The sequence below is a fragment of the Cyanobium sp. Candia 9D4 genome (assembly GCF_024346155.1).
Lineage (GTDB): Bacteria > Cyanobacteriota > Cyanobacteriia > PCC-6307 > Cyanobiaceae > Cyanobium > Cyanobium minutissimum.
This window is the reverse complement of record NZ_JAGQCK010000014.1, coordinates 1-26993: the sequence shown is the minus strand read 5'-3', so window position 1 is coordinate 26993 and position 26993 is coordinate 1. Positions and strand designations below refer to the sequence as shown.

23 protein-coding genes and 1 pseudogene are annotated in these 26993 nt (G+C 69.4%); 15 read left to right on the top strand and 9 right to left on the bottom strand.

Translation table 11 applies throughout. From position 1 onward, the window contains the following. Window positions 1-122 precede the first annotated feature (122 nt). Window positions 123-833: an alpha/beta hydrolase gene (locus tag KBZ08_RS15710; RefSeq protein ID WP_106222967.1), complete on the top strand. Its 711-nt coding sequence runs from the start codon at window positions 123-125 to the stop codon at window positions 831-833. 91 nt (window positions 834-924) lie between these two features. On the opposite strand, the gene KBZ08_RS15705 is transcribed toward KBZ08_RS15710, so the two are convergent. Next, window positions 925-3159: an AAA family ATPase gene (locus KBZ08_RS15705; RefSeq protein WP_254974147.1), complete on the bottom strand. Its 2235-nt coding sequence runs from the start codon at window positions 3157-3159 to the stop codon at window positions 925-927. A 54-nt stretch (window positions 3160-3213) separates the two neighbouring features. Between KBZ08_RS15705 and KBZ08_RS15700 the strand changes: the two genes are divergently transcribed. The 12 genes from KBZ08_RS15700 to gltS all read left to right on the top strand — a co-directional run bounded on the left by KBZ08_RS15700 (window position 3214) and on the right by gltS (window position 19184). After that, window positions 3214-4380, top strand: coding sequence for an efflux RND transporter periplasmic adaptor subunit (locus KBZ08_RS15700; RefSeq protein ID WP_254974146.1), 1167 nt, complete (start codon window positions 3214-3216; stop codon window positions 4378-4380). A 10-nt stretch (window positions 4381-4390) separates the two neighbouring features. Beyond that, a complete protein-coding gene (locus tag KBZ08_RS15695) occupies window positions 4391-7801 on the top strand; it encodes an efflux RND transporter permease subunit (protein ID WP_254974145.1) in 3411 nt (1136 codons plus the stop codon). Next, a complete protein-coding gene (locus tag KBZ08_RS15690; RefSeq protein ID WP_254974143.1) occupies window positions 7801-8085 on the top strand; it encodes a hypothetical protein in 285 nt (94 codons plus the stop codon). The genes KBZ08_RS15695 and KBZ08_RS15690 overlap by 1 nt, the downstream gene beginning before the upstream one ends. Before the next feature lie 52 nt (window positions 8086-8137). Continuing rightward, window positions 8138-9313: an efflux RND transporter periplasmic adaptor subunit gene (locus KBZ08_RS15685; RefSeq protein ID WP_254974142.1), complete on the top strand. Its 1176-nt coding sequence runs from the start codon at window positions 8138-8140 to the stop codon at window positions 9311-9313. A gap of 6 nt (window positions 9314-9319) precedes the next feature. Further along, a complete protein-coding gene (locus KBZ08_RS15680; RefSeq protein ID WP_254974140.1) occupies window positions 9320-12625 on the top strand; it encodes an efflux RND transporter permease subunit in 3306 nt (1101 codons plus the stop codon). 84 nt (window positions 12626-12709) lie between these two features. Beyond that, a complete protein-coding gene (locus tag KBZ08_RS15675; RefSeq protein ID WP_254974138.1) occupies window positions 12710-13267 on the top strand; it encodes a hypothetical protein in 558 nt (185 codons plus the stop codon). 181 nt (window positions 13268-13448) lie between these two features. Continuing rightward, window positions 13449-14393 (top strand): LysM peptidoglycan-binding domain-containing protein, encoded by a 945-nt coding sequence (locus KBZ08_RS15670; protein ID WP_254974136.1) that lies wholly within the window; start codon window positions 13449-13451, stop codon window positions 14391-14393. A gap of 108 nt (window positions 14394-14501) precedes the next feature. Continuing rightward, a complete protein-coding gene (locus tag KBZ08_RS15665) occupies window positions 14502-15263 on the top strand; it encodes a 20S proteasome subunit A/B (protein ID WP_254974134.1) in 762 nt (253 codons plus the stop codon). 57 nt (window positions 15264-15320) lie between these two features. Further along, on the top strand, window positions 15321-16307 hold the full coding sequence (gene glsA, locus KBZ08_RS15660) for a glutaminase A (RefSeq protein WP_254974133.1): 987 nt from the start codon (window positions 15321-15323) through the stop codon (window positions 16305-16307). Between the two features lie 83 nt (window positions 16308-16390). Further along, entirely contained in the window at window positions 16391-17401 is a 1011-nt protein-coding gene (locus KBZ08_RS15655) for an AI-2E family transporter (protein ID WP_254974131.1), read from the top strand. A gap of 41 nt (window positions 17402-17442) precedes the next feature. Further along, the gene (locus tag KBZ08_RS15650; protein ID WP_254974129.1) at window positions 17443-17940 is read left to right on the top strand and encodes a hypothetical protein; all 498 of its coding nucleotides are present in this window, start codon (window positions 17443-17445) and stop codon (window positions 17938-17940) included. A gap of 26 nt (window positions 17941-17966) precedes the next feature. Continuing rightward, the gene (gene gltS, locus KBZ08_RS15645; protein ID WP_254974126.1) at window positions 17967-19184 is read left to right on the top strand and encodes a sodium/glutamate symporter; all 1218 of its coding nucleotides are present in this window, start codon (window positions 17967-17969) and stop codon (window positions 19182-19184) included. A 42-nt stretch (window positions 19185-19226) separates the two neighbouring features. Here gltS and KBZ08_RS15640 read toward each other — a convergent pair whose 3' ends face one another. Beyond that, on the bottom strand, window positions 19227-20582 hold the full coding sequence (locus KBZ08_RS15640; protein ID WP_254974124.1) for a carbohydrate porin: 1356 nt from the start codon (window positions 20580-20582) through the stop codon (window positions 19227-19229). Window positions 20583-20595: 13 nt separating this feature from the next. Next, the gene (locus KBZ08_RS15635; RefSeq protein ID WP_396122428.1) at window positions 20596-22242 is read right to left on the bottom strand and encodes an alpha-D-glucose phosphate-specific phosphoglucomutase; all 1647 of its coding nucleotides are present in this window, start codon (window positions 22240-22242) and stop codon (window positions 20596-20598) included. Window positions 22243-22378: 136 nt separating this feature from the next. On the opposite strand from KBZ08_RS15635, the gene KBZ08_RS15630 reads away from it, so the two are divergent. Together KBZ08_RS15630 and KBZ08_RS15625 are read left to right on the top strand one after the other, a co-directional pair. Beyond that, on the top strand, window positions 22379-22810 hold the full coding sequence (locus KBZ08_RS15630; RefSeq protein ID WP_106222981.1) for a hypothetical protein: 432 nt from the start codon (window positions 22379-22381) through the stop codon (window positions 22808-22810). A gap of 11 nt (window positions 22811-22821) precedes the next feature. Next, window positions 22822-23064, top strand: a complete 243-nt coding sequence (locus KBZ08_RS15625; RefSeq protein ID WP_106222982.1) for a hypothetical protein — start codon at window positions 22822-22824, stop codon at window positions 23062-23064. Here the strand turns inward: KBZ08_RS15625 and KBZ08_RS15620 are convergent. The 6 genes and pseudogenes from KBZ08_RS15620 to KBZ08_RS15595 form a co-directional block, all read right to left on the bottom strand. Next, window positions 23045-23509, bottom strand: coding sequence for a hypothetical protein (locus KBZ08_RS15620; RefSeq protein WP_146134670.1), 465 nt, complete (start codon window positions 23507-23509; stop codon window positions 23045-23047). The two genes, KBZ08_RS15625 and KBZ08_RS15620, sit on opposite strands and share 20 nt — an antisense overlap. 14 nt (window positions 23510-23523) lie before the next feature. Then, on the bottom strand, window positions 23524-24753 hold the full coding sequence (locus tag KBZ08_RS15615; protein WP_254974175.1) for an FAD-dependent monooxygenase: 1230 nt from the start codon (window positions 24751-24753) through the stop codon (window positions 23524-23526). Window positions 24754-24785: 32 nt separating this feature from the next. Then, window positions 24786-25058, bottom strand: coding sequence for a hypothetical protein (locus tag KBZ08_RS15610; RefSeq protein WP_106222985.1), 273 nt, complete (start codon window positions 25056-25058; stop codon window positions 24786-24788). Between the two features lie 17 nt (window positions 25059-25075). Continuing rightward, a complete protein-coding gene (locus KBZ08_RS15605; RefSeq protein ID WP_254974173.1) occupies window positions 25076-26452 on the bottom strand; it encodes a phospholipase D-like domain-containing protein in 1377 nt (458 codons plus the stop codon). 161 nt (window positions 26453-26613) lie between these two features. Then, complete coding sequence (locus KBZ08_RS15600) at window positions 26614-26823, bottom strand: hypothetical protein (protein ID WP_106222986.1); 210 nt, start codon at window positions 26821-26823, stop codon at window positions 26614-26616. Continuing rightward, a pseudogene (locus KBZ08_RS15595) lies at window positions 26823-26993 on the bottom strand (DUF4912 domain-containing protein); the annotation flags it as partial. The gene KBZ08_RS15600 and the pseudogene KBZ08_RS15595, both read right to left, overlap by 1 nt.

Genomic DNA, 26993 nt, shown 5'->3' with positions numbered 1-26993 from the left:
CCGTCGGGTCCCACCGCAGGCCCCGGGTCCCACACGCCCGGGCCCCGGCCGAGGGTGCCGCTTTCCGTTCTGTGTGGAGAGGCAAAGAAACTGCACACGAGATGTAGGCAGAATCACCTCCAATGCTTAGGTTGATAGCGAAGTCAACATCGCCTCCCGTGTTCAAGAGAATTCTCGCCGGTCTCTTTGTGGGAACGGCCGTCACGGCCTCCGTGCTTCCCGCCTCCGCGGCCGTGGACAACGATCTGCCTGTCCGCTGGAACACCGGTGGTGCCGTGTGGTCCACCCACCAGTCCGCCTTTGACACCTTCCTTGACTCCGGCGACATCACCGACCGCGGTCTGGAAGGTGGTCTGGCCCGCTCCGGCTGGACGTCCGACGAAGTCAAGTCGGGCATGACCAAGACCTACGCCGTCAATCTGGTGGGGGTGTCCCGCTTCCTGTACTCCGATGCGGGCGTGAAGTTCCTGAAGAACGCCACCAACAGCTACTTCCCGTACTACAGCATGAACACCTATGCGGTTCAGGCTCTGCGGTCGGCGATCATCTCCGATGCCAAGGACGGCTCGATCTCCTCGGCCGGCATCATGAAGGCCCTCCCCACCGACTTCCGTCTGGCTGATTTCTGCAACACCTACACCGGTGCGCAGAACATCTGTGCCGAAGGTCGTTGCGCACCCGGTACCGCCCAGTGCACCTCGCTGCTCTCCTGGTACGTCTTCCTGCCCGCCTGCATCCAGGCCAACCAGATGGCCGATCCCGTCGCCATGGTCCGCGAGACCCCCGCTGCTCCCGCTCCGATGATGCAGGAGCCCGTCCGCGGGCTCTGGTGAGCCACCGGGGGAGACGTTCTCCCCCATCCCAACGGATGCCCCGGCCTTGTGCCGGGGCTTTTTTCATGGCGCCCTCTTCACGGCCCCGTGTTCATGGTTCCGGGCCGCGTCGGGCCACCAGCAGGGTGTGCCCCAGGGGCTGGGGCAGGGCGGCCCCGCGCCGCTGCCGGAACAGGGCTTCCAGGCGCCGCAGGCCAGCGGCCGGCAGCACGGCGGCCAGATGCCCGCGGTAGCTGGCCTGGCGGCCGAACCAGCGCTCCAGCACGGCGTCTCCCAGGGGAAGGTCGAGCGCCTCCTCCCAGAAGCGGCGCTGCACGCTCCATCCCATGGCTTCAAGGCCCTCCTGCACCCTCTCGGCCAGCTCCCCCTCCCCCGCCCGCCACTCCTGTTCCCGGGAGGCTGCGGTCTCGAGGGCGTCCCGGGCGTCGCCGGCATCGCTGCCGCCGAGATGGGCGCGCAGGCTGCCCGCCGGCCCCAGCAGGGGACGGGTGAACAGCAGGCGGAGCCCGGCGCCGGGGGCCGCCAGGGCCGTGAGCAGCTCCAGCCAGGCCCGCCGCTGCTCGGCCGTGCAGCTCCGCCAGGGCTGGCGGGCCGCGATCCATTCGAAGCGCCCCTCCCCCCGGGGCCATGGCTCCAGCTGGGCCTGCAGCGGCTCGGGCGTCTCCGGCGCCGCGGCCAGCAGGCGGGGGCGCCGCAGCTGATCCAGCAGCTGCAGCTGGGCCTGGAGGCGATCGTGCACCGCCGCCGATGGCGTGGCCAGCACCACCTCACCCTCGCTGGTCGCTTCGAGCGGATCAAGGGCCCAGAGCAGGGAGTGGGCCTCCAGCACCAGCACCCGGTCGAGGCGGCCGATGGCGGCGTCTTCCCAGAACCGGCGGCGCAGCCGGTCGAGCCGTTCGCCCTCCGCCCCCGCCTGGCGCTGCAGCCAGCGGTTGAGCAGGGGGTCGTCCGGGCTGCTGCTGAGCAGGTCGCCGCGGTCGTCGGCGGCCGTTTCGGCCGCGGCGGCCAGCTGGGCGGCCCGCCGCTGCTGCAGCCGTTGGCGCAGCCCCCCTTCCCAGCCCAGGGCCCCCGGCTGCCAGAACACCTCCCCCTGCAGGGCCCGGGGCAGGTACTGCTGGGCCACCCAGTGGTCGGCATAGGCGTGGGGATAGCGGTAGCCCACCCCGTCACCGAAGGCCTGGCCGTCCCGGTTGGCGTCGCGCAGATGGGCGGGCACCTGCTGGCGCCGGGCCTCGCGCACCGCCTTGACGGCATCGAAGAAGCCGAGGCTGCTGTTGCTCTTCTCGGTGCCGGCCAGGTAGAGGGTGGCGTGGGCCAGGGGGTAGAGCCCCTCCGGCAACCCCACCCGGTCGAAGGCCGCGGCGCAGGCCTCCACCACCACCATGGCCTGGGGATCGGCCAGGCCGATGTCCTCGCCGGCGGAGATCAGCAGGCGCCGCAGGATGAAACGCGGGTTCTCGCCGGCCTCCACCATCCGCGCCAGCCAGAACAGGGCCGCATCGGGGTCGGAGCCCCGGATCGACTTGATGAAGGCGCTGATGGTGTCGAAGTGGGCATCGCCCTGCTTGTCGTAGAGCACCGCCCGCTGCTGGATCGATTCCTCGGTGATGGCCAGGTCGATGCGGATCACCCCGTCGGCGTCGGCTTCGGTGGTCTCCACCGCCAGTTCGAGGGCGTTGAGCAGGCTGCGGGCATCGCCCCCCGCCACGTCCAGCAGATGGGCGGCCGCCTCCTCGGCCAGTGCGACGCGGCGCTGGCCGTAGCCGTGCTCGGGATCGGCCAGGGCCCGCTCCAGCAGCAGGCGCAGGTCCTCCGGCTCCAGGGGCTGGAGGCGGAACAGGCGGGAGCGGCTGACCAGGGCCTTGTTGACTTCGAAGTAGGGGTTTTCGGTGGTGGCGCCGATCAGGGTGACGGTGCCGTTCTCCACCCAGGGCAGCAGGGCGTCCTGCTGGGCGCTGTTGAAGCGGTGCACCTCATCGATGAACAGGATTGTGCGCAGGCCGTGGTGCTCCAGCCGCTGCCTGGCGGCGTCCACCTCGGCGCGCAGGTCCTTCACGCCGGCCAGCACGGCGTTGAGGCTGCTGAAGTGGGCCCGGGTGCTGCCGGCGATGATCCGCGCCAGCGTCGTCTTGCCGGTGCCGGGGGGGCCGTGCAGGATCAGGTTGCCGACGCGATCGGCGGCGATGGCGCGACGCAAGAGCCGCCCCGGGCCCAGGATCGCCGCCTGGCCCACGAAGTCGTCGAGGCTGCGCGGCCGCAATCGATCCGCCAGCGGGGCGATCCTGCGCCTGGCCTGCTCGCCCTGATGCCAGAACAGATCACTCACCGCCCCATCATCTCGCCGGGAGAGCCTCCGGAGCGGTACGGTCTGGCGGAAGCCTTGTCCGTCGCTGAACCCGTGATCGGCCATCCGAGCAGGCCGCCTCTTCCCGGGGCACCCACTGGACGCCTGCGACGCTCCGGCACCACCCTTCCGGCGGCCGCCGCCGCCCTGCTTGGCGCCACCCTGCTGGGGGCCTGTCAGGCGGAGGCCCCCCCCGGACGGCCGCCACTCGCGGTGCGCGCCGAGCCGGCCACCCTGGCCCCCTTCACCGACAACGTCGACACGGTCAGCACCCTCGAGGCCATCGAGGAGGTGCGCCTGGCGGCCCAGGCCGGCGGACGGATCGAGCGGCTGCTCGTGGGCCAGGGCGACAAGGTGGCCGCCGGCCAGATCCTGCTGGTGCTCGACCAGGCCCAGGCCCGCGCCGATGTGGCCCGTCTGGAGGCGGAGGTCCAGACCAACAAGCTCAACTACGAGCGCTACGAATATCTGGTGCGGCAGGGGGCCGCCAGCGCCTTCCAGCGGGATGAGTTCCGCCAGCGGTACCTCTCCTCCCGGCAGGACCTGGTGGCTCGGCGGGCCGATCTGGCGTTCCGCGACCTCAAGGCGCCCATCGCCGGCACCGTCGGCGACGTGCAGGTGAAGCTGGGGGATGTGATCGCCGCCGGTGACCCCTTCACCACGATCATCCGCAACGACCGGCTGATGGCCCGGGTGGATGTGCCGGCGGTGTTCTCCAGCCGCCTGCGGGTGGGACAGGCGGTGATCCTCATGGATCCGGCCACCAACAAGCCGATGGCCCAGGGGGTGGTGGGTTCCCTCGATCCGGGCGTGGTGGCCGGCACCCAGTCCCTGCTGGCCAAGGCTGAATTCGCCAATCCCGGCGGGGTGCTGCGCACCGGATTGCGCACCCGCACCCGGCTGGTGCTCGACAGCCGCCAGGAGCTGTCGGTTCCCTTTGCGGCCGTCACCCAGATCTCCGGCCAGAGCTTCGTCTACGAGGTGGGCAGCCTGGCCGATCTGGAGCGGCGCCCCGGCCGCGCCGACCTGGCGGTGGCCCGCAAGCTCCCCGCCGGCACCAGCTTCGCCCTGCAGACCCCCGTGCAGCTGGGCCCCCTGCAGAACAACCGCTATCCGGTGCTCAAGGGCCTCCAGCCCGGCACCCGGGTGATCACCACCAACCTGATCAATCTCCGCAACGGCGCGCCCGTCAAGGTGAACTGAGCCCCGCCTGATGTCCCCTTCGAACACGTTCATCCTCAGGCCGGTGCTCACCACGGTGTGCAGCCTGCTGATCGTGATCGCCGGCCTGATCGCGATCCCCCTGCTGCCGATCGAGAGCCTGCCGGACATCGCCCCGCCCACGGTGCGGGTCACCTCCCGCTACGTGGGTGCCGATGCGGTCAGCGTCGAGCAGGGCGTCACCAGCGTGCTCGAGCAGCAGATCAACGGGGTGCAGGACATGGAGTTCATCACCTCCACCAGTGCGGCCGATGGCTCCAGCTCCATCTCCGTCACCTTCGCCAGCGGCAGCGACGGTGACATCAACCAGGTGAACGTCCAGAACCGGGTGTCCCTGGCCCAGCCGAGCCTGCCGGAGGAGGTGCGCCAGTCCGGCATCACGGTGAACAAGGCCTCCAACTCGATCCTGCTCGTCTACAACTTCACCAGCGAGGATCCGAACAACCAGTTCAGCCTGGAAACGATCAGCGGCCTGCTGGATCAGAACCTCACCGATGCGGTCCGCCGTGTGCCCGGTGTCGGTGAACTCACCTATTTCGGCAACCGGCAGCTGGCCTTCCGACTCTGGCTGGATCCGAATCGCCTGGCGGCCAACAAGCTCACCGCCGCCGATGTGGTCGCCGCCCTGCGCAGCCAGAATCGGCTGGTGCCGGTGGGTCGCATCGGCGGTGCCCCCTCCCCCGAGGGCCAGCAGTTCACCCTCACCGTGCAGCTGCAGGGGCGGCTGCGCAACACCGAGGAGTTCGGCTCGATGATCCTGCGCTCCACGGCCGACGGCGGCCTGGTGCGGCTGCGGGATGTGGGCCGGGTGACGCTCGGGGGCGAATCCTTCGACATCGAGGCCACGGACCTGCGCGGTGTTCCCTCCGTGGGCATGGCCGTCTACCAGCTCACGGGCAGCAATGCCCTCGATGTCTCCAGTGGTGTGGAGGAGGTGATCAAGGAGTTCGCAGGCACCATGCCGGTCGGCATGACGATCCAGAAGATCTACGACAACACCGAATTCGTCGAAGCCTCGATTGACGAGGTCACCACCGCCCTGCGGGAGGCGGTGGTGCTGGTGGTGCTGATCCTGTTCCTGTTCCTGCAGAACTGGAAGGCCACCCTGGTGCCGGCCATCGCCATTCCGGTCGCCCTGGTGGGCACCTTCCTGTTCGTGAAGGCCTTCGGTTTCACCCTCAACCAGCTCACCCTGTTCGGCCTGGTGCTGGCCACGGGTCTGGTGGTGGATGACGCCATCACCGTGATCGAGGACACCTCCACCAAGAAGGGCTCCGGTCTCACTGCCCTGGAGAGCGCCAAGTCCACCATGGACGAGCTGTTCGGGGCGGTGATCGCCACCTCCCTGGTGCTGTTCGCAGTGTTCGTGCCGGTGCTGTTCTTCCCCGGGGCCACCGGCACGATCTACAAGCAGTTCGCCGCGACGATCATCTTCTCGATCCTGATCTCCACCTTCAACGCCCTCACCTTTTCGCCGATGCTCTCGGCCCTGCTGCTGGCCCGGGAGGGCGAGCCCCCCAGTCGGCGGACCTATGCGATCTCCGGTGTCTTCATCGGCTTCGTGTACGGACTGCTGGCCAGCGGCGGCGGCATCCTGGTGGCCCTCGGCGTGCTGGCCCTGGCCGCGGCGATCGGCTACGGCCTGCACCTGCTCACCGGCCTGCCGCTGCGGCTGCCCTTCGCCATCGGCGGTGCCGTCGCCGCCGTGATGCTCGGGAAACTGAACAGCCCGCTGGAGGTGCTGATCTACACGCTGATCGGCGGGCTGCTCGGCTGGGGCGCCCCGTTCATCTTCCGCCGCTTCAACGTCCTCTATGGCGGCGTCGAACGGCGGTACCACGCCGGGTTGGCCTGGGTGCTGGGCAAGCGCCGACTGATCATGGTTCTGCTGGCCGGTGGCATCGTGCTCACCGGTTTCGCCTTCACCTCGATCCCGACAGGTTTCGTTCCGGTGGAAGACCAGGGCTATGCCATCGGCATCGTCCAGGCCCCCGACGGCGCCTCCCTGGAAACGACGCGCCGCATCAACCAGCGGGTGGCCGAGATCCTGCGCAGCGAGAAGGACATCACCACGGCGGCGGTGTTCAGCGGTGCCAGCCTCGATGGCAACGCCCCCAACCGGGGCCTGTTCTTCTTCGGCACCCGCAACTGGAACGATCGAACCAACGATGAGCAGTCGGTGGCGGCCATCACCCAGCGGCTGAACCGCAAGCTCTCGGTGATCCAGGAGGCCCGGATCATCGTGGTCGAACCCCCCGCCATCCCCGGCTACGGCACCGGAGCGGGCTTCGAGATGCAGATGCTCAACCGCAGTGGTGGTGCGCTGTCCTCGGCCGATTTCTTCGCCGCGGCCACCCAGCTGGTCAGCCAGGCCAACCAGAGCGGCCTGTTCGATCGGGTGTTCACCCAGTTCTCCCCCGAGGCCCCCCAGCTCCAGATCCTCGTCGACCGTGACCGGATGGCGGCCCTCGGGGTCGACTACGGCACGGCGATGCAGACCTTCAGCTTCAACATCGGCTCCTTCTATGTCAATGACACCTTCGATGCCGGCCGGGTGCGCCGCATCTTCGTGCAGGCCGATGAACGTTACCGCGCCGATCCGGAGCAGCTGAAGTCGCTCTATGTGCCCAATGCCAGCGGCGACCAGATTCCCCTGTCGGAGTTCATCACGATCGAACCGACCACAGGACCGTCGGTGATTCCCCGCTTCAACCTGTTCCGCTCGATCAAGGTGGAGGGCTCTGCCCTGCCGGGCCGCAGCTCCGGCCAGGCGATCAAGGACATCCAGGACATCTTCGACAACCTCTCCACCACCGGTGTCGGCTACGACTGGACCGGCATCTCGCGGGAGGAGGTGAAGGCCGGCGCGCTGGCGATCGTGATCTTCGCCCTCGGCATCCTCACGGTGTACCTGGTGCTCTCGGCCCAGTACGAGAGCTACAGCGACCCCCTGATCATCCTGATGACCGTGCCGACGGCCATGCTCGGCGCCCTGGCCTTTCTGGCCCTGCGGGGTGAGGTGCTCAACATCTACGCCCAGGTGGGTCTGGTGATGCTGATCGGCCTGGCGGCCAAGAACGGCATCCTCATTGTCGATCTCGCCAACCAGCGCATGCAGGAGGGCGCCTCCGCGCTCGAGGCGGCGCGGGCGTCGGCCCAGTCCCGCTTCCGGCCGATCCTGATGACCGCCATCTCCTCCCTGTTCGGCTTCCTGCCCCTCGTTTTCGCCAGCGGCGCCGGTGCCCGCAGCCAGGCGTCCCTGGGTACGGTGGTCTTCGGGGGCCTGGCCGTGGCCACGGTGCTGTCCCTGTTCGTGGTGCCCGTGTTCTACGTCGTCATGAAGCAGCTCACCGCCGGATCCCCGCCCGTCGAGGCCGAAGCCACCCCCGGCCTGGGGTCCTGATGCCGGCCCCCTGCCCACCGCTGAGCGGCCGCCGGGTGCTCTGCGCCGGCATGCTCACCGGTCTGGTGGGTCTGGCCATCGCCCTGTTCCTGCGGTCCATCGTCGCCCACACCCCCCTGCGGGTCACGCCCCAGGCCCTGTTCTGGAGCACCGTGGTGCTCGGCGGCTTCGGTGTGGTGGCCGGCATGGCGGTGGAGGCGGTGCGCCAGCTGCAGGAATCCAACCCGGATCCGGACTACCACCGGCACCACGGCCGGGGCGGCAAGCCCGGCCCACGCCCCTGAGGGTCCGCATGGCGCTCCGGACCAGTGGGGCGGACGGGCCTTTTCCGGTACCTTGCGGAGGTATGAACCCGGTCCGGTGCGCTGGCAGGCTCTTCCCTCTCTCCTTCCCCTGACGTGGCTGCTGGCCGCCTGCGGTTCCGCCGCCCCTGAGGCCAGGCCGCCCCTGGTGGTCCAGACGGTGACGGTGGGGGAGTTCCGCTTCACGCCGGGCATCGAGACCATCAGCACCATTGAGTCCACCTCCAACGTGGTGATGCGGCCCCAGTCCGATGGCCGGGTGGTGCGGATCCTGGCCAGGGAGGGCCAGCAGGTGAAGGCGGGCCAGCCGATCCTGGTGCTCGACAACGTGCAGGAATCGGCCACCCTCGATTCCGACCGGGCTGAGGCGATCAAGGATCGTGTCAACGCCGAGCGCTACGTCTTCCTCAACGAGCAGGGGGCCGTCTCGACCAAGGACCGGGATTTCTACATCACCCAGGCGATCCAGAGCCGCGACCAGGCCCGCTCCAGCGCCGCCACCCTCGGGTACAAGTTCGTCACCGCCCCCATCGACGGCCAGATCGGCAACCTCGACTCGGTCAAGCTGGGGGATTACGTGCGCCAGGGCCAGGCGATCACGGGCATCGTCAACAACGCCTCCCTCTGGACCCTGATGGATGTGCCGGCCACCCAGTCCAGCCAGGTGAAGATCGGCCAGCCGGTGGAGGTGGAGAGCCAGGGCAATCCGCCGGTGCGGGGCGTGGGCCGGGTGGTGTTCGTCTCCCCCTACTTCGCCAATGCCACCCAGTCTTCGGGCCAGCCCAACACGGTGCTGGTGAAGGCGGAGTTCCCCAATCTCACGGGGGTGCTGAAGACCGGCCAGTACGTGCGCAACCGCATCATCACCGGCAGCAGCGACCAGCTGGCGGTGCCGGTGGAGGCGGTGATGATGCAGGCCCAGCAGCCCTTCGTGTACCGGGTGCTGCCCCTCTCCACGGTCCTGCCCCAGATCAAGGCCTCGGATCAGCTGCTGCCCGCCCAGAAGCAGAAGCTGGAGAAGCTTCCGGGCACCACGCCGGTGGTGGTCCAGACGGCGGTGAAGCTGGGCAAGCTGCAGAACAACGCCTACCCGGTGCTCTCCGGACTGACCAAAGGCGATGAGGTGGTGGTGAGCAACACGGCCCTGCTGCGCTCCGGCATGCCGGTGCGGCGGGCCCCGGCCCCGGCCGCAGCCCCGGCGGCGAGCTGAACTCCGATGTCGTTCTCCGATAACTTCATCAAGCGGCCGGTTCTGACCACCGTCTGCAGCATCCTGATCGTGCTGGTGGGCCTGATCGCCATCCCCACGCTGTCGATCGAGAACCTCCCCAATATCGCTCCACCCCTGATCCAGGTGACCTCCAATTATGGAGGGGCCAATTCCCTTGTCACCGAGCAGGCGGTGACCAACCCGATCGAGCAGCAGATCAACGGCGTTCCAGGCGCGAATTATATTTCCTCCACCAGCAATATGTCGGGGACGAGCACGATTCAGGTCTTTTTCAACGAAGGCACCGATATCAACATCGACCAGGTGAACGTGCAGAACCGCGTTTCCCTGGCGATGCCCCAGCTGCCGCAGCAGGTGCAGGCCACCGGGGTTTCGGTGATGCAGAGCACCCCGTCGATCCTGCTGGCCTATCAGGTCACCTCAACGGAAGGCCAGTTCGATGCCTCCTATCTCAACGGCTTGATTTATCAGAATCTGTACTTCCAGTTGGAGCGGGTGCCCGGGGTGGCCACCGTCAACCTGCTGGGTGGCAGCAATCCGGCCTTCTGGCTGTTCGTCGATGCCAACAAACTCTCCGCCAACAACCTCACCGCCGACCAGGTGGTCAATGCGGTGGCCAGCCAGAACAGCGTCGCCATCGGTGGCCTGGTGGGCGGTCCGCCGGCGGCGGGTAACCAGAAGTTCGCCTACCCGATCCTGGTGGAGAACAACGGCAACCTGGTGTCCGTCGAAGAGCTCAACAACCTGATCGTCGGCCGCACCTCCACCGGCAACCTGCTGCGGCTCAAGGATGTGGGCGAAGCCACCTACGGCACCAACACCTTCGCCCAGCAGGCGGTAAGCATCGAAGGCCACCCCTCGATCACGGTCGCCGTCTTCCAGACCCCCGAGAGCAACGCCCTCGATGTCTCGAACCAGGTGGTGCAGGTGATGAACCAGTTCACCCAGGGCGTCCCCCCGGGCGTCAAGGTGTTCGAGATCTACAACATCGGCCAGTTCATCGAGTCGGCCGTGGAGGGGGTGGTGGATGCCCTCGGCCTGGCCATCGTGCTGGTGCTGCTGATCCTGTTCCTGTTCCTGCAGGATTGGCGGGCCACGGTGGTGCCTAGTCTGGCGATTCCGATCTCCCTGATCGGCACCTTCGCCTTCGTGAAGATCTTCGGTTTCTCGATCAACCAGCTCACCCTGCTGGGCCTGGTGCTGGCCACCGGCCTGGTGGTGGATGACGCCATCGTGGTGATCGAGGCGGTGGAGAAGAACCTGGAGAAGGGGATGCGCCCCCGCCAGGCCGCCATGGCGTGCATGGGGGAGCTGTTCGGCGCCCTGGTGGCCACCGCCCTGGTGCTGATGGCGGTGTTCGTGCCGGTGGCCTTCTATCCCGGCGGCATCGGCATCATCTATCGCCAGTTCGCCCTCACCATCGCCTTCTCGATCGCGATCTCCGCCTTCAACGCCCTCACCTTCTCCCCCATGCTCTCGGCCCTGCTGCTGCGGAGCCAGAAATCAGCGCCCCCCGGACGGGTGGTGGGCATCATCGGTGGGGTGGTGGTGGGCCTGGCCTTCGGTCGCTTCAGTGCCGCCTCCTTCGGCAGCATCACCTATGGGATCGGCGTGGTCGGGGGTGTGCTGGCCGGCGCCAATCTGGTCTGGATCTTCAACCGCTTCAACGCTTTCTTCACGCGCCTGGAGCGCGGCTATGCCGCTCTGGTGGGGGCCCTGATCGCCCGGCGCCGCTGGATCCTGGTGGGACTGGGCGCCGGCATCGCCCTCACCCTGTTCGCCTTCACCGCCCTCCCCTCCGCCTTCATCCCCGAGGAGGACCAGGGCTACGGCATGGGCATCTTCCAGCTCCAGAACGGCGCCTCCCTCAGCCAGACCCAGGGCACCGCCCTGGAGGTGGCCAAGGTGCTGAATGCCGAAGAGGAGATCATTGCCGGTTCGGTGGTGAGCGGCTATGGCTTCAACGGCGCCAGTCCCGACCAGGGGGTGTTCTTCTTCGGCTTCAAACCGCTTGAGGAGCGCAGCCGGGCCGACCAGAAGGCGCCGGCGATCGTCAGCCGGCTCAACGCCAAGCTCAGCCAGATCAGCTCCGGCATGGCGGTGGCGGCCCAGCCTCCGGCGATTCCGGGGTTCTCGGCCCAGGGGGGCTTCTACTTCCAGTTCAACGACCTCAGCAACGGGGCGTTCACCTTCAACCAGCTCGATGACCAGGCCAAGCAGCTGATCCAGGCCGGCACCGCCAGCGGCGGCTTCTCCACCCTCTACACCCAGTTCATCCCCAGTGCGCCGGCCTTCGGGCTGAAGATCGACCGCTCGATCGTGGGGGCCCTCAACATCGACTTCCAGCAGGCGATGCAGACGATCGCCGTGCTGGCGGGCAGCAACTATTCGGGCCTCACCTATGTGAGCGGCCAGGTCAGGAACATCTACGTGCAGGCGGCGGCCGCCAACCGCAAATCCCTGGAGGATGTCCTCAGTTTCTACGTGCGCAGCAGGGACGACAAGCTGGTCCAGGTGTCGGAGTTCGCCACGGCGGAGCTCACCAGCGCACCGCCGGTGATCAGCCACTTCAACCTCTACCGCACGATCCTGATCCAGGGGGCCGAGGCGGTCGGCAAGAGTTCCGGGCAGGCCCTGACGCTGATCCAGGATCTGTTCCGTGCCCAGGACTTCAACAACATCGGCTATGCCTTCACCGGTCTGGCCGCCCTGCAGCTGTCGGCGGGCAACGCCAGTGTGCTGGTGTTCGGCCTCGGGATCCTGGTGGTCTACCTGGTGCTCTCGGCCCAGTACGAGAGCTACGTGACGCCGGTGATCATCCTGATGACCGTGCCCCTGGCCATGCTCGGCGCCCTGGTGTTCCTGGCGCTGCGCTCGATCGACCTCAACATCTATGCCCAGGTGGGCCTGGTGACCCTGATCGGGCTGGCGGCCAAGAACGGCATCCTCATCGTTGAGGTGGCCGAGCAGCACATGAAGGAGGGCATGACCGCCGCCGAGGCCGCCATCGCTTCGGCGGAGTCCAGGCTGCGGCCGATCCTGATGACGGCCATCGCGGCCCTGGCCGGCTTCCTGCCCCTGGTGGTGGCCACCACGGCGGGGGCCAACAGCCAGCAGTCCCTGGGCACGGTGATCTTCGGCGGTCTGCTGGTGGCCACCGTGCTGTCGCTGGGGGTGGTGCCCCCCTTCTATGTGGTGGTGAAGGCGCTGGAGGCCCGCTGGTTCGGCGAATCCGACCCTGAGGAGGCCGACCTGGCCCCCGCCGGCGACCAGCCCAGCGGCTCGATGTAACGAAACGTGGAGCGCTCCGCCGGCTCCATTGCGGTGGCCCGGCGAGGCCGTGAGGATCGTTACAGGAGATTGAGGAACCCTTCCATGCTGCCCACGCTTGCCGAACGGCTACGGGAGCAGCACGCCAAAACTCGGGGGCGGCACCCCTCGCGCCTGCCCTGGCCGGTGCCCGACGAGCCGCCCACGGCCCTCCTGTTTCAGGCTTGTCCAGATCTGGAGATCGTGGCCTTGCCGATTGGGCCGGCTGTGTCCGCAGCCGCCGCGATGGCCGACCCCGACCCGCTGCCCCCGGTGAACGCGGTCGTCGTCACGGAGATCGCCAGGCTTGAGCCCCTGAAGTCGGAGGTCGTGGAGCCTCAGAGGGGGTTGCCGGAGCACAGGGAGCCTGAGCTGGCGGTCACGCTGCCCCCGGAGCCTGCCGTGTCTGTGACAGCCCCCACGGTCCCGGAGCGGACAGCCTTGGCGGAGCTGCTGCTGCTGCTGGTCTGGGCCGTGCTGGTGCTGATCGATGGTGCCCTGGCCCTGGTCACCCTGGCCGATGGCGCCGCGGGCCGGCAAAGGCGGCCGCCGGGGAGCGCCGCCACCGACCACCCGTCGCCGTCGTCGGCGCCCCCCTTCCTGATGGCTGCCGCGGCGCCCTGAACGCCTGCGGCTGAGGTGCCGTCGATCAGCGGGACGTCGTCGGGCGTTTCTATCCCTGTCTGATGAAATGTTGCGACGTTGCTTTCAACGGTCGGGGCCATGATCGGCAGGGTCTGGAATGTGCTGATTCTGTGATGGTGGCCGCTTCTGGTAGCTTTCTTCTGCAGGAAGTGAGGGAATCATGGGTCGACAGGCATCGGCGACCGGGGCTGTTCTTGCCGCCCTTTTTCTCTCCTTCAGCGGGCTCGGCTTCAGCCCGGTGGCCTTCAGCCAGGGGACCCCTCCCGCCCGCAGTGTGAAGGTCGTCCAGGGCGACACGCTGGAGGCCATTGCCGCCCGTTATGGGGTGAGCGTGCAGGAGTTGATGCGGCTGAACAGGATCACCAAGCCGGAGGAGCTGCAGATCGGTCAGCAGCTGAAACTGCCGCCATCGAAGGGGCTCGTGCAGGTGCGCGCCGGAGACACCCTGGCGCTCCTCGCAACCCGCCATCGGACCACTGTGGCGGATCTGCAAAAGGCCAACCCCGGGCTCAAGCCCGACCAACTCAAGGTGGGTGCCTGGCTGAAGCTCCCTCCGGCATCCGCCGCCAAGCCCTCTGCCGCGGCCAAGACAACCGCGAAGCCCCCGTCCACCGCGAAGCCTTCCTCCACCGCCAAGCCCGCTGCCGCCGCCAAACCGGCGCCCCCCGCGAAACCGACATCCCCGGCCACGCCGTCGCCGCCGGCCACCGCCTCTCCGGCCCAGGCACCGACCACGCCGCCAGCCGTGACGCCTCCGGCGCCCAGCGCGCCCCCCGCACCGGTGCCCCCTAAACAGGGTGAGGCGGTGCGCTGGCGCTTCTACGGCAACACCCTCGTCGACTGGGGCGGCTGGAAGCTCCATCCCGGCGGGGTGCGGGTCACCCTGGTGCAACCCACCCAGGCGGACGTGGGTCCGACCCGGGCCCAGGCGACGGCGGTGGCAGTGCACTGCAGCAGCCTCCGCCAGGCCTGGCTGGTGAACGGCGCCTGGGAGCCCTGGTCGGTGCCGCTGGGGCGGTCACTGGGTCAGCAGATCGTCCTCGATCTCTGCGCCAACGTCAGCGACCCCACCGCCCCATCCACGGCACCTCCCGCAGCACCCTGAGGGCCGGTTCCACCAGGGGGCTGGAACGCGGTGATCCCGGTCACTTCCGGGCCGTTGATTTCCTGACCGTGGGCTAGTCTCACGACAGGTTTTTTGCTGCCGAACGGAGTGACGTACTGCATCGGTTACTGGCTGGAGAAGGGCCTGGTGATGGTCTCCGACTCCCGCACGAATGCAGGAGTTGATTATATTTCAAGCTATAGCAAGATGTACGTCTTCCAGCCGGCCTCCGACCGGCTGTTCGTCTTGCTCGCTGCCGGCAATCTGGCCACCACCCAGGCCGTGGTCAACTGGATCCAGCGGGATCTCGATCGACCCGACGAGGACTCCAGCTCGAACGGCAAGACGCTGCGCACCTGCGATTACCTGTTCGAGGCAGCCGCCTACATCGGCCGGGTGAGTGTGGCGGTGCAGCAGGAGAACGGCCCTGCGCTGCAGCAGGCCGGGGCCAGTGCCGGGGCCTCCTTCCTCCTGGGTGGCCAGATCGCCGGGGAGGCCCATGGGCTGTATCTGATCTATGCCGAGGGCAACGCCATCAAGGCCACCCGGGAAACGCCGTACCTTCAGATCGGGGAGACGAAGTATGGAAAGCCCCCGCTCGACAACGTGGGCCATACCAACCTCTCCCTGGAGGATGCGGCCCGGTTGTGCCTGATCTCGGAAGTGCTCACCCAGCGCTCCAATCTCACCGTGGGCCCCCCGTTCGAGCTGGCCATCCTTCCCGCCGACGCCCTGGCGGTGGCCCACCGCGTGACGTTCGACTCCGAGGCGCCCGAGCTGGCCGCGATGGTCGAGACCTGGAGCGATGCCCAGCGGGAAGCGCTGCATCGCCTCCCCAGCTTCCCCTGGGAGCGGACGTCGCCGCACTGATCACGCCATCTCCCGGCCCCTCCGCGGAACCTTTCACCCTCCACTCTGTCTCCCACCATGTGGTCCGTGTCCGAATGGGTGTCCAACGGTCACCTGCCCACCGCGGAGGTGGTGCAGGAGCTGGTGGAGGAGGCCCATCGCCGCTTCGCACCGGTCCGCGACGGCCAGGTGGCCGACTACATCCCGGCGCTGGCATCGGCGGATCCGGCCCACTTCGGTCTGTGCGTGTCCAGCTGCGGCGGGGCGTTGTTCGAGGCGGGGGAGGCCCGGGTGGCCTTCAGCATCCAGAGCATCTCCAAACCGTTCCTGTTCGCCCTGATCTGCCAGGCCATCGGCGAGGAGGAAGCGCGGGAGAAGCTCGGCGTCAACAGCACCGGCCTGCCCTTCAATTCCGTGCTGGCGGTGGAGCGCAGCGGCGACGGCCTCTCCAATCCGATGGTGAACGCCGGGGCGATCGCCGCCACCAGCCTGGCGCCCGGCGCCAGCAGCGAGGCGAAGTGGTCCTTCATCCAGGACGGCTTCTCCCGCTTCGCCGGCCGGCGGCTGGAGATCGATGCCGAGGTTTTCGCGTCGGAGCTGTCCACCAATCGCCGCAACGCCGGTCTGGCGACGCTCCTCAGTGACCATGACCGCATCTGGTGGGATCCGGACGAGGCCACCGAGCTGTACACCCGCCAATGTTCCCTGAGCGTCACCGCCGCCGACCTGGCGGTGATGGCCGCCACCCTGGCCAACGGCGGGCGCCAGCCGGTCACCGGGGAGCAGGTGATCGATGCCATCCACTGCCAGCACGTGCTGGCGGTGATGGTCACGGCGGGGCTGTACGAGACCTCTGGCGACTGGCTCTACGCCACTGGCCTGCCGGGCAAGAGCGGCGTGGCTGGCGGCATGATCACCGTGGCGCCCGGAAAGGGGGGGCTGGCCACCTATGCGCCGCCCCTCGATGAGGCGGGCAACAGTGTGCGCGGCCAGCTCACGGCCCGTTTCCTCTCCGAGCGGCTGGGCCTCAATCTGTTCGCCTCCCGGCCGGAGACCAGCCACTGACCAGCCACTGACGGCTGGCGGCGCCGATCGCCAACGGAAGCGCGACGCGTAGCATCCAGCCACCAGCGGGGGCCTGCCTGCAGATGTTCCAAACCCCCCAGCTGGTGCGCTACCTGCTCCTGGTGGCCTGCATCGGGGTCACGGTGGTGATCTTCAATTACTTCTCGGGCACGATTGCGGTCTTCACCGTGGCGGCCATCGTCGCGGCGCTGCTCAATGTGCCCGTGGGCTGGCTCAGCCGGGTGCTGCCGCGGGGCTGGGCGATCGCCGCCGTCTGCCTGGTCGCCCTGATGCTCCTGGTGGGCCTGATCACCGGAATCGGACTGCAGGTGCTCAACCAGGGCCAGGGCCTGCTGCTGGATCTCCAGGGCACTCTCCGGCAGCAGGACCTCACGCCGTTGCAGGCCTATCTGGAGCGCTATGGACTGGAACGGGTGACCAGCCTCCTGCAGCAGGGGCTGGTGACGGGACTGGGACTGCTGCAGAACGTCTTTTCCGGGGTGTTCACGACGATCTTCGGAGCGGTGATCAGTCTTTACATGCTGATCGATGGAGAGAAGCTCTGGCGGGGGTTTCTGAACCTGATTCCGGAGGTTCATCGTGAACGCTTTGCCTTGATCTTTCGTCAGAGTGTTGTCGGCTTCATCCGCGGCCAGTTGCTGCTGATGGTGTTTCTCATGGTCTCGATCGCTGTTGTGTTCCCTTTCCTTGGGGTGAAATACAGTCTGATACTGGCGGTGGCCATGGGCGTTCTTGATGTCATCCCAGGGATCGGAGCCACCCTGGGCATCATCCTGATCTCGGTGATGGTGCTGGCTTCCCAGGGAGGGGAAATCGCGCTGCGGGCGTTCATCGCGGCCCTGCTCTTCGGCCAGATTCAGGACAACATCGTCCGACCCAGGGTGATGGGCCGGGCGATGGAGCTCAATCCCGTGATCCTTTTCCTGTCACTGTTCATTGGTCAGCGGGTCGCTGGCCTGCTGGGGATTTTTCTCTCGATTCCCATCGCCGGGATGGTGGCCCTCTGGATCCAGTCGGAACGCCAGCAGCCGGTGGCCCCGGATCGGCTCGCCGGCAGTGACGACCGGGGCTGAAGCGGTCCCGCCCCTGCCGGTGCCAGGGGCCGGCTGTCATGATGCTGGGCCTGGCCTGGTCTGAACGCTCCATGACGGCGATTCGCGCGATCACCCCCGTTCTGCTCACCGCCCTGACCATGGCCGCGACCGGGGTGCCCGCCGCCCAGGCCAGCTGCCGCTTCCTGATGCCGCTCGGCGGTGGCGGCAATCCGGTCGTGTCGAAGCGGATCGGGCCGGACCGGCTCGTGGGCCGCACCAACTGGAACACCGACTTCGTCGTCGATCGCGATTTCCGCAGTTATCGCTTCTTCTTCACATCGGCCTCCACGGAGCGCGCCAGTTTCCCGGTGTCCGGTTTCATGGTCTTCACCGACGGCAGCAGCCTGCAGGTGATCAATGAGACTCCCACGTTTGAGCCCGGCACGGGCCGGATGTTCGGGCCCTTCCAGGCCGTTCCCGGCAAGCGCACCCGGTTGATGAACTTCCGGGTGGGTTCCTCCACCACACCGGCGGCCCTCGGGTTCAGCTATCGGATCTCCGTTCAGGGCTGCACCTGAAGCCTTCCCCCTGAGTCCCGCAACCCATGCAGTTCGAGAGCTTCGCGACGTTCAACGTCGCCATCGTGGTGCTGGCGATCGGTCGCTGGCTGAACCGCAAGGTGGGTTTCCTGCGGGAATTCAACATTCCCGAGCCGGTCACCAGCGGCCTGCTTGTCTGTCTGCTGCTGGCCCTGATCCATGCCATCAATGGCACGGAGATCGGCTTCAATCTGCAGACGCGGGATTTCCTGCTGCTCTATTTCTTTGCGGCCATCGGCCTCAATGCCGACATCAAGACCCTGCTCTCCGGGGGCTGGCCCCTGCTGATCCTGGTGGGCACCACCGTGGCTTACATGGTGCTGCAGAACCTCACCGGGATCGGCATGGCGGCGCTGCTGGGGCTCAATCCCCTGGTGGGCCTGCTGGGCGGGTCGGTGTCCCTGCTGGGGGGCCATGGCACCGCGATCGCCTGGGCGCCACGATTTGCCGAGAGCCACGGCATCAGCAATGCCCTCGAGATCGGCATCGCCTGCGCCACCTTCGGGCTGGTGCTGGCTTCGCTGATGGGCGGGCCGATCGCCCGGATCCTGATCCGCCGCCATCGGCTCAAGACGCCGCAGGCCCGGGGCGCAGGCCCTGACAACGCCTCCGCCTCCCTGGAGGGCGGCACCCCGGACGGGGCCGGGGAGCCGGTGACCTACTTCAGCCTGCTGGGCACCCTCTTCTGGCTCAACGTGAGCCTGGGCCTGGGGGAGCTGCTGCATGAGGCCCTGCGGGCGGCCGGCAGCAACCTGCCCCTGTTCGTCTGCTGCCTGTTCGCGGCCATCTTCCTCACCAACACCGTGCCGCGGCTGCTGCCGATCCGCTGCCTGGCCGCCCCCCGCTCGCTGGCCATCGTCTCGGAGATCTCCCTGGGCATCTTCCTGACGATGTCGCTGATGAGCCTGCAGCTCTGGACCATCGCCTCCCTGGCGGGTCCGATTCTGGCCATCCTGGCCGCCCAGTTCGTGGTGTCCTTCCTGTTCGCCTTGTTCGTGGTGTTCAAGGTGATGGGACGGGATTACGAGGCCGCCGTCATCTGCGCCGGCTTCGGGGGCATCTCCCTGGGGGCCACCCCCACGGCGATGGCCAACATGTCGGCGGTGGCCCAGACCTACGGCCCCGCCCACCGGGCCTTCATCATCGTGCCGCTGGTCTCGGGTTTCTTCGTGGACATCAGCAACGCCGTGGTGATCCAGCGCTTCCTCAACTGGTTCGGCTGATCCCGCCGTGGCCGGACGGGGCCGAGCTCGCACCTGAAGGTCTCAGAAGCGCAGCGTCGTGCGGACCAGGGCGGCCCACACGCTCAGGCTCGCCTCCCCCGAGGCGGCGGGAAACAGCAGGGCCTCGGAGAGCGTGGCGCTGCCGGTGAGGGCCCCGCGCGGCCGGCTCAGCCAGAACACCGCCGGCGTCACCGAGAGATCGTCACTGATCTGGATCTGGTAGAAGAGCTCCATGGCCAGGCCCCGGTCGTCGAGGTTGCCCCGGGCTGGGGTCTGGATCGCGCTGACGTGGGCAGGGGAGCCGACGGCGAAGCCCAGGCTGTTGCCCACCCCCAGCACATCGCTCCAGATCAGCCCGGTGTACCAGGAGCGGCTGCGCACCCCCGACAGGCCTGCCACCGGGAAGGAGCCGAAACGGAACGTGTCCCGCCCCCAGCCGGCGCTGATCGAAGGCAGCCATCCGGAGGTGCGGGGCTGCCAGTAGCCCGCCAGCGACCAGGATCCCAGGCTGCCCTCGCCGGCGCCCGCCGCCAGCTGGCTGGCCAGGGGCGTCCCCCGGAGCCGCACCTGGGGCCCGCTGAGGGTCCAGGCACCGGTGATGTTCCACTGCGGCCTGGTCAGGGCCAGCTGCAGGGTGCTGGTCTGGGAGGAGGCCCCGCCGAACAGGCCGCCCCCCTGGGGGGTCCCCCCGGCCCGGCCGGCGACGTAGGCATAGCCCAGGCTCAGCCCCCGCAGGTCGCCGCGGGGCTGCCACCAGATCCCGAAGCCGCCCCCGAGCCGCTTGCTGTAGGTGCCCGGTGATCCGGCGTACTGGAACAGATCGAGGATGGGGGACGGGTTGTAGACGCTCGGCCAGACCGGCAGCATGTCGAGCTGCATGACCCGCGGCCCGACGCTGAGGCGGATCTCCGGGCCCAGGGGCAGCTGCAGGTAGGCCCGGTTGATGCTCACCAGCCGGCCGGGGCAGCCCTCCTCCCCGGCGCCGCAGGCCGGTTCCTGGAAGGCCACATCCAGGCGGCTCAGGGGGGTGGGCGGGTTGGAGAAGAAGCCGGAGGGGGCGAAATCGCCTGTGCGCAGGCGGACTCGGAACAGGTCCTGGCCCGTGAAGCTGGTGTCGATGGTGAGGCGGGCCTCGTGGCTGAGGCTGACCCCGTTCAGCAGCGGCGCCCCATCCGCGCTGTTGCTGGCGCTGTCCACCGCACTGCCGGTGGTCTGCAGCGCGCCCAGAACGGCGTTGATCTGCAGGTCGACCCTGGTGGTGGGGGCGAAGCGGGTGGCCTCCAGCGCTTCGACGCTGGCCTGGGGCCGCTCCGGCAGCCCCTCGGCCCGCAGCAGAGCGGGTGAGCAGCCGATCGTGGCGGCCGCCAGGCAGACAGCGGCGGCGCCGGGGGGCTTCACCGGGCCCGGCCGCTCAGGTGATCACGGTGGGGCGATCCATGCCGGTGCGCACCCGGATCTCCGCCAGGGCGTCGATGGCGTCGATCAGATCCTTGAGGGCCTGCTGGGGGTCGAGGTCGAGGGCACCGCTGGGGGGTACGTAGCTCTCCAGGTACACCCGCAGGGTGGCGCCCTTGGTGCCGGTGCCCGAGAGCCGCAGCACCACCCGGCTGCCGTCGTCGAGCAGCACCCGCAGGCCCTGGCCCTTGCTGATCGAGCCGTCCACCGGGTCGGTGTAGCCGAAGTCGTCGGCGGCGCGGATCGTGCGGCCGGCGAAACCCTGGCCCGGCAGGGCAGTGAGCATCCCGGAAACCCGGTCGTAGAGGCCGTGGGCGGCGTCGCTGGCGACGGCCTCATAGTCGTGGCGGGAGTAGTAGTGGCGGCCGAAGCGGCTCCAGTGGCCCGCCATCACCTCGGCCACCGAGCAGCCGCGCACCGCCAGGATCTGCAGCCAGAACAGCACGGCCCAGAGGCCGTCCTTCTCGCGGATGTGGTTGCTGCCGGTGCCGAAGCTCTCCTCGCCGCAGAGGGTGATCCGGCCGGCATCGAGCAGGTTGCCGAAGAACTTCCAGCCCGTGGGGGTCTCGAAGCAGGGGATGCCCAGCTCGGCGGCCACCACGTCGGCGGCGGCGCTGGTGGGCATCGAGCGGGCCACGCCGGCCAGGCCGTCCGCGTAGCCGGGGGCCAGGGTGGCGTTGGCGGTGAGCACGGCCAGGCTGTCGCTGGGATTCACGAAGCAGTGCCGCCCCAGGATCATGTTGCGGTCGCCGTCGCCGTCGCAGGCGGCACCGAAGTCGTAGGCGTTGCCGGCCAGCAGCAGGTCGGCCAGCTCGTGGGCATAGGTGAGGTTGGGGTCGGGGTGGCCGCCGCCGAAGTCCGCCAAGGGCAGGCCGTTGCGCACCGTGCCGGCCGGGGCCCCCAGCAGCCCCTCGAACAGGCGGCTGGCGTAGGGGCCCGTGACCGCATGCATGGCATCGAAGGCGACGCGGAAGTCGCCCCGCATCAGGGCGGCGATGCGGTCGAAGTCAAACAGCTTCTGCATCAGCGCCACGTAATCGTCGACGCCGTTGATCACCTCCACCGCCATGGCGCCGATGGTCGCCGTGCCGGGGACCTCCAGGTTCAGGGGGTCGGCGTCCAGGATGCGGTAGCCGTCCAGGTTGAGGGTGGCGGCATGGATGGCATCGGTGACCGATTCCGGGGCCGGACCGCCGTTGGCGCTGTTGATCTTGACGCCGAAGTCGCCGTCGAGGCCGCCGGGGTTGTGGCTGGCCGAGAGGATGATCCCGGCCACGGCGCCGTGGCTGCGGATCAGGTGGGAGGCGGCCGGGGTGGAGAGGATGCCGCCGGTGGTGGTGATCAGGCGGCTGACGCCATGGGCCGCGGCCATGCGGGCGATGACGCTGATCGCTTCGAGGTTGCCGTAGCGGCCGTCGCCGCCGACCACCAGGGTGCCGCCGGCGATGCCGGGCACCACCCGCAGGGAGGCCTCGATGAAGCTCTCCAGATAGTGGGGGGTCTGGAACTGGCGGGTGCTCTTGCGCAGGCCGGAGGTGCCGGGCTTCTGGTCGTCGAAGGGTCGCTCCAGCGCCACCTGACGCAGCTCGGTCGTCATCGCCATGGCCGGCGTCCTGGTGCTCGGGGGAGCCCCAAGCTACCTCCGCCGATTCGGGCGACCCTGGCCTGGTGGGTGCTCCGGCGCCTGATGGTCGCTGCGACGGGTCTGGCTAGCCTGGGGCCACCTTGCCGGCCACCCCATGGCGCTTCGGTCGCTTCCCTCCGCCCTGCGCCTGGCCGCTGGCGCCGCCTGCGTCGCCGCCGCCGCCGGGGCGGTGGTGTTCGGCCAGACCTCGGTGCGTGGCGCGGTGATGGGGGCCCCGAAGGCCCTTCCCTATGCCGAAGCGGTGAGTCGCACCCACACCGCCGCCGAGGCGGTGCTGGCCGGGGCGGGTGCGGAAACCTGCCTGCGGGGCAAGCTCACCAATGCCCTGCTGGGCCTCTCCAGCAGCTGTGAGGCCCAGGGGGAGCGCAACCCCCTCTGCCAGCTTGCCGACAAGGCCGCCGTCGTCACCCCCATGAGCCTGGCCTTCATGCGGGACACGGCGACCCAGCTGCTGGCGCTGATCGATGGCGGCGCCACCCGGGCGGCTGTCTCAGGGAGCCCAGAGCCGGCTCTGACCCAGCCCTGACCCGAGCCACCATGGAAGTTCAGCACCCCTTGGATGACGGCCCCCTTACTCCTGAGCAGGCCCAGCTGCTGGAGCAGTTCCGCCAGCGCGTGGACGCGAGGATCAGCAGCCACGGCCTCACCAGCGACGATGTGGCGGCTCTGGTCAAGGAGCTCCGCGACCATCCCCAGGTGAGCCGGCAGCTGATGGCCGAGCTGGCCCACGAGCTGCAGCGGCTGCTGCCCGGTCAGCGCTTCAGTTTTGATTGGGATTGATCAGGTTCAGGCCCCCCTGCCTTGGGGCGGCATTCTCCGCCGGCTTGGCCACCGGCAACTGCAGGCGGCAGACGGCCGTGAGGCTGCGGGCGGCGCGGTCGATCGGTTCGCGCCGCTCGAAGCTGTTGCTGGCCGCCACCACCGAACGCTGACGGATCGTCCAGAGCACGTCCTTGCAGCTGGCGGGCAGGCGCGGATGGTCGAGCAGGGGGTTGGCCAGGCTGCGGGCCTGGTCGCAGGGTTCGGCGGTGTTCTCGCGGCTGCAGGCCAGGGTGATCAGCTGCAGGGAGCGGAACTCGGAGGAGGGGGGAAAGGGGGGCGGCTCCGGCGCGGCCCGCAGCGGTGACGCCACCCCCAGGGGCAGGCTCGCCAGCAGGGCCAGGTGCGGCAGGGCCGCTGCGAGGCGTCGGGGGGCCTGGGAGGTGGCGCGAGGGGACCGGTCCATGGCGGGCGGGGAGGTCACCCAATCATGGCCGCCGCCCCGGGATCCCTGGTGATGGCCGCGGAGCCGTCGCGCAGCAGCCGCTGGGAGGCCTGCCAGCGGCGGGCCAGCAGCGGGCCGCTCCAGCGGGCGGTGCGGGCCAGCACTCCCCGCAGGCGGTGCCGGCGCCGCAGCAGATCGGCCCGGCGGGCCTCCTGTTCCTGCAGCGCCTGGATCCGCCGGATCTCCGGTTGCCGTTCGGCGACGACCGCCGCGGCAGCCGTGTCAATGGCCCCGGGCTCGCCGTCGCGCAGGGCGGGCCCCAGGTGCCGGGCGGCCACCAGGGCATCCCGCAGGGCCATGTTGATCCCCTGGGCCCGCAGCGGGCTCATCGGGTGGGCGGCATCCCCGAGCAACAGCAGTCCGGGCCGCTGCCAGTGCGGGCAGAGCCCCACCCGCACCGGCAGCCGCACCGGCTCCTGGACGGCCGGCACCGGCAGCTCCCGCAGCCGCTTGGCCAGGGCCTCGGGGGCGTCGCCGGCCCAGAGCTCCGCCCAGGCGCCGGGGCCGGCTGGGGTGGGCGCCGGCGGCGGCTCCGGCGCGATCGCCCAGCCCAGCTGGACACCACCGCGGGCGGAGGGGAACAGGGCATAGCTGCCCGAGGCGCCCACCACCGTCACGAAACGGCCGGCCAGCCACTCCAGCACCGCACCGGCCCCCGGGCCCTCCAGCCGGAACCAGAGCACGTCGAGGGGGCTGGGGGCGCTCTCCAGCGCCAGGCCGCCCCTGCGGCGCAGCAGCGAATCGCGGCCGTCGCAGGCCACCACCAGCGCCGCCTCCAGGGCGGTGCCATCCGTCAGGCGCACGCCGGCGACGCGGCCGTCCCGCAGCAGCAGATCACTGGCGGCCTGGCCCGGGTGGAAGCGGAAGCCCGGCTGCCGGCCCGCCTGCTCGAGCAGTTCGGCGATCAGGGAGTCCTGGTCGATCAGGGTGCAGGGGACGCTGCTGCCCATGGGCTCGGCCGCCTCGAACAGGGCCTGGCCATCGAGGAAGAAGCTCCAGGCCGTGAGGGGGCGCCGCCGCACCGCCGCCGGCAGCGGCTCGAGGCCCATGGCGTCCAGGGCCGCCAGGCCGCTGGGCATCAGCCCCTCGCCGCGGAATGGCCGGCCGCCGCGGCCTGCCGCCGATGCATCGATCAGGTCGACCGGGAGGCCCCGGCGGGCCAGGAGCAGGGCCAGGCTGGCCCCGGCGGGGCCGGCCCCCACCACCAGCACCCGTGCGGTGGGGGCTGCGGAGGTGGTCAGGTGAAGGAGTTGTAGTTGAGGCCCTCGTCGGGGCTGGCATTCTCCGCCCCCTGCAGGGAGTGCTTCTTGCTGAGCAGGTAGTCGACCAGCTCCTGCTGCAGGGTCAGCAGCTCGCTGGTGCAGCCCCGGAAGGCGGCCCGGTGGCGGATCTCGTCGTGGCGGGTGTGCAGGTCCCGCAGCATCAGGTTGATGGCGTCCAGGCGCGGGGTGACTTCGCGGGAGCTGGAGACGGAGCTGGGGGTGGAGACGGAGCTGGACGCCGGGTCCATGAATCGTGTGCTATGCGTTACCGAATCGTAGACGGCGCTGCCATCACCGCCCTGCCGGCGACAGAGGGGCGCTGCCGGCCGCTGCCGCAGCTGCGCCGCCCCTGCTCCAGGCGGCGGGCAAGCCGGCGGCCGATGCCCAGTTCGGCTCCGCGCCAGAGGCGGTCGATCTCCGCTTCGAAGTGGCGGGCCAGCAGGGGGGAGCGGATCAGCAGCAGGGTCTCGTCGTTCTGGAAGGCGGCCGAAGGGCTCCAGTTGAAGCTGCCGGTGATCACATCCCGGCGGTCGATGACCGCGAACTTGTGGTGCAGCTTGTCGCCGGCCGCCAGCCGGGGCGTGCCCACCCCTTCCAGGGCCGTGCTCCAGGCCCGGTTGTCCGCTTCGATGTGGCAGTCCTGGTCGGGCAGGGTCACCCCGAGCAGGTCGAGGGTTTCGCTGAAGGCCCGGTTGGCGAAGCCCGGATCCGCCAGCAGCCGCATCGTCACGCCGCGGCCATGCAGCTCCTGGAGGCGGTCGGCCAGGTTCTGTCCCGAGAAGACGAACAGGGCCAGGTCGAGGCGCCGGCCGGCACCGGCCAGCCGGGTCTCCAGCCAGGCCAGGCCGTGGTTGGGGTCGCGGCGGCGGTGGGGCGCGAACAGCACCTCCACCGGCGTGCCGGCCACATCGACCACCAGGGCCGGTCCGCCCTCCTTGGCGATGCCGAAGCGGCTGTCGGGCCGGCCGCCGGGGCCATCACCCCAGAGCCGGGCGAATTCGGCGGCGAACACCCCGGCCAGGGCGGGGCTGTCGAAGCGCAGCAGGTGGTTGACGTTGCCGCGGGTGGCCGGTGCGCCGGCATCGCCGTGGACGCAGGAGGGGCTGAAGTTGGCCGAGCCGGTCACCACCACCCGGCCGTCGACCACCAGGAACTTGTGGTGCATCAGGCCGCTGCCGCGGCTGCCGTCGGCGGTGTCATCGAGCAGGGGCACCCCCGCCCGCTGCAGCACGGCGACGGCGTCCCCCTGGCCCAGGGCGGCCAGCTGCTGCTGGCGCTGGCGCTGGTGGGGCGGCAGATCCACCGGATGCTGCTGGCTCCAGGGGGTGCTGTAGAGGTTCTCCAGAACGACCCGCACCCGCACCCCGCGGCGGTGGCGCTCCGCCAGGGCCTCCGCCACCGCCGGCAGGGAGAGCTCCTGCACCGCCACCAGGATCTCCACGCGGGCCTCGCGGATGCTCTCCAGCAGCAGGGCCTCCAGGTCATCCCCCTGGCGCCACTGGCCGCTGACCGGGCTGCGGTAGCGGCTGTCGCCGCGGTGGTTGAAGGCCACCCGGATGCCCGGCGGCAGGGGCAGGGCCCGGGGGCCGCCGCCGCTCAGGGCCGCCGGTGCGGGGCCGCAGCCCCCAAGCAGGCCGGCCATGGCCAGGGCGATCAGGGGCCGCTGGGCGGGCCGGAGCAGGCGAAGGAGCGCGAGAGGGTCCACGGGCTGGAGGGGGCGGCGGGTTCCGCTCCTTCAGCCTTCCCGGCGGGGGACAGGGCTCTTTCGGCTCTCCAGGGGCGCTCCGCCTGCTCGCCGGGACCTCAGTGGTGGCCTGGCATCTCCGAGGTGCGCAGCATGGCGGCGAACCAGAGGGTGCCGATCAGCACCGCGGCGATCACCCCGGCCGAGATGCTGACCCGCAGCATCAGGATCGGCACCACCAGCGGAAACAGGATCGAGCCGGCCACGGGGGTGAGGGCGACCACCGCCTTGAGCAGGCCGCGGTTGGAGCCGGTGGCGGTGTTCTCCATCAGAACCACTCGGCCACCGCCTGGCTGGCGGGGTTGCTGTTGTCTTCCGGCGTGGAACGGCGGAACTCCATGGTGATGCTGCGCTTCTGCTCGCCATCGGCCGCCAGGGCCTCGATCGGGTAGAGCTGCTGGCCGTCGCGGAAGGGCACCTGCACCCGGAAGGTGCCGTC

What these genes read in the sequence shown, in the direction of transcription:
- KBZ08_RS15710 (WP_106222967.1), top strand. Translation starts at nt 123, where the DNA reads ATGCTTAGGTTGATAGCGAAGTCAACATCGCCTCCCGTGTTCAAGAGA.
- KBZ08_RS15695 (WP_254974145.1), top strand. Translation starts at nt 4,391, where the DNA reads ATGTCCCCTTCGAACACGTTCATCCTCAGGCCGGTGCTCACCACGGTG.
- KBZ08_RS15690 (WP_254974143.1), top strand. Translation starts at nt 7,801, where the DNA reads ATGCCGGCCCCCTGCCCACCGCTGAGCGGCCGCCGGGTGCTCTGCGCC.
- KBZ08_RS15680 (WP_254974140.1), top strand. Translation starts at nt 9,320, where the DNA reads ATGTCGTTCTCCGATAACTTCATCAAGCGGCCGGTTCTGACCACCGTC.
- KBZ08_RS15675 (WP_254974138.1), top strand. Translation starts at nt 12,710, where the DNA reads ATGCTGCCCACGCTTGCCGAACGGCTACGGGAGCAGCACGCCAAAACT.
- KBZ08_RS15670 (WP_254974136.1), top strand. Translation starts at nt 13,449, where the DNA reads ATGGGTCGACAGGCATCGGCGACCGGGGCTGTTCTTGCCGCCCTTTTT.
- glsA (WP_254974133.1), top strand. Translation starts at nt 15,321, where the DNA reads ATGTGGTCCGTGTCCGAATGGGTGTCCAACGGTCACCTGCCCACCGCG.
- KBZ08_RS15655 (WP_254974131.1), top strand. Translation starts at nt 16,391, where the DNA reads ATGTTCCAAACCCCCCAGCTGGTGCGCTACCTGCTCCTGGTGGCCTGC.
- KBZ08_RS15650 (WP_254974129.1), top strand. Translation starts at nt 17,443, where the DNA reads ATGCTGGGCCTGGCCTGGTCTGAACGCTCCATGACGGCGATTCGCGCG.
- gltS (WP_254974126.1), top strand. Translation starts at nt 17,967, where the DNA reads ATGCAGTTCGAGAGCTTCGCGACGTTCAACGTCGCCATCGTGGTGCTG.
- KBZ08_RS15635 (WP_396122428.1), bottom strand. Translation starts at nt 22,242, where the DNA reads ATGGCGATGACGACCGAGCTGCGTCAGGTGGCGCTGGAGCGACCCTTC.
- KBZ08_RS15630 (WP_106222981.1), top strand. Translation starts at nt 22,379, where the DNA reads ATGGCGCTTCGGTCGCTTCCCTCCGCCCTGCGCCTGGCCGCTGGCGCC.
- KBZ08_RS15625 (WP_106222982.1), top strand. Translation starts at nt 22,822, where the DNA reads ATGGAAGTTCAGCACCCCTTGGATGACGGCCCCCTTACTCCTGAGCAG.
- KBZ08_RS15620 (WP_146134670.1), bottom strand. Translation starts at nt 23,509, where the DNA reads ATGGACCGGTCCCCTCGCGCCACCTCCCAGGCCCCCCGACGCCTCGCA.
- KBZ08_RS15610 (WP_106222985.1), bottom strand. Translation starts at nt 25,058, where the DNA reads ATGGACCCGGCGTCCAGCTCCGTCTCCACCCCCAGCTCCGTCTCCAGC.
- KBZ08_RS15605 (WP_254974173.1), bottom strand. Translation starts at nt 26,452, where the DNA reads ATGGCCGGCCTGCTTGGGGGCTGCGGCCCCGCACCGGCGGCCCTGAGC.
- KBZ08_RS15600 (WP_106222986.1), bottom strand. Translation starts at nt 26,823, where the DNA reads ATGGAGAACACCGCCACCGGCTCCAACCGCGGCCTGCTCAAGGCGGTG.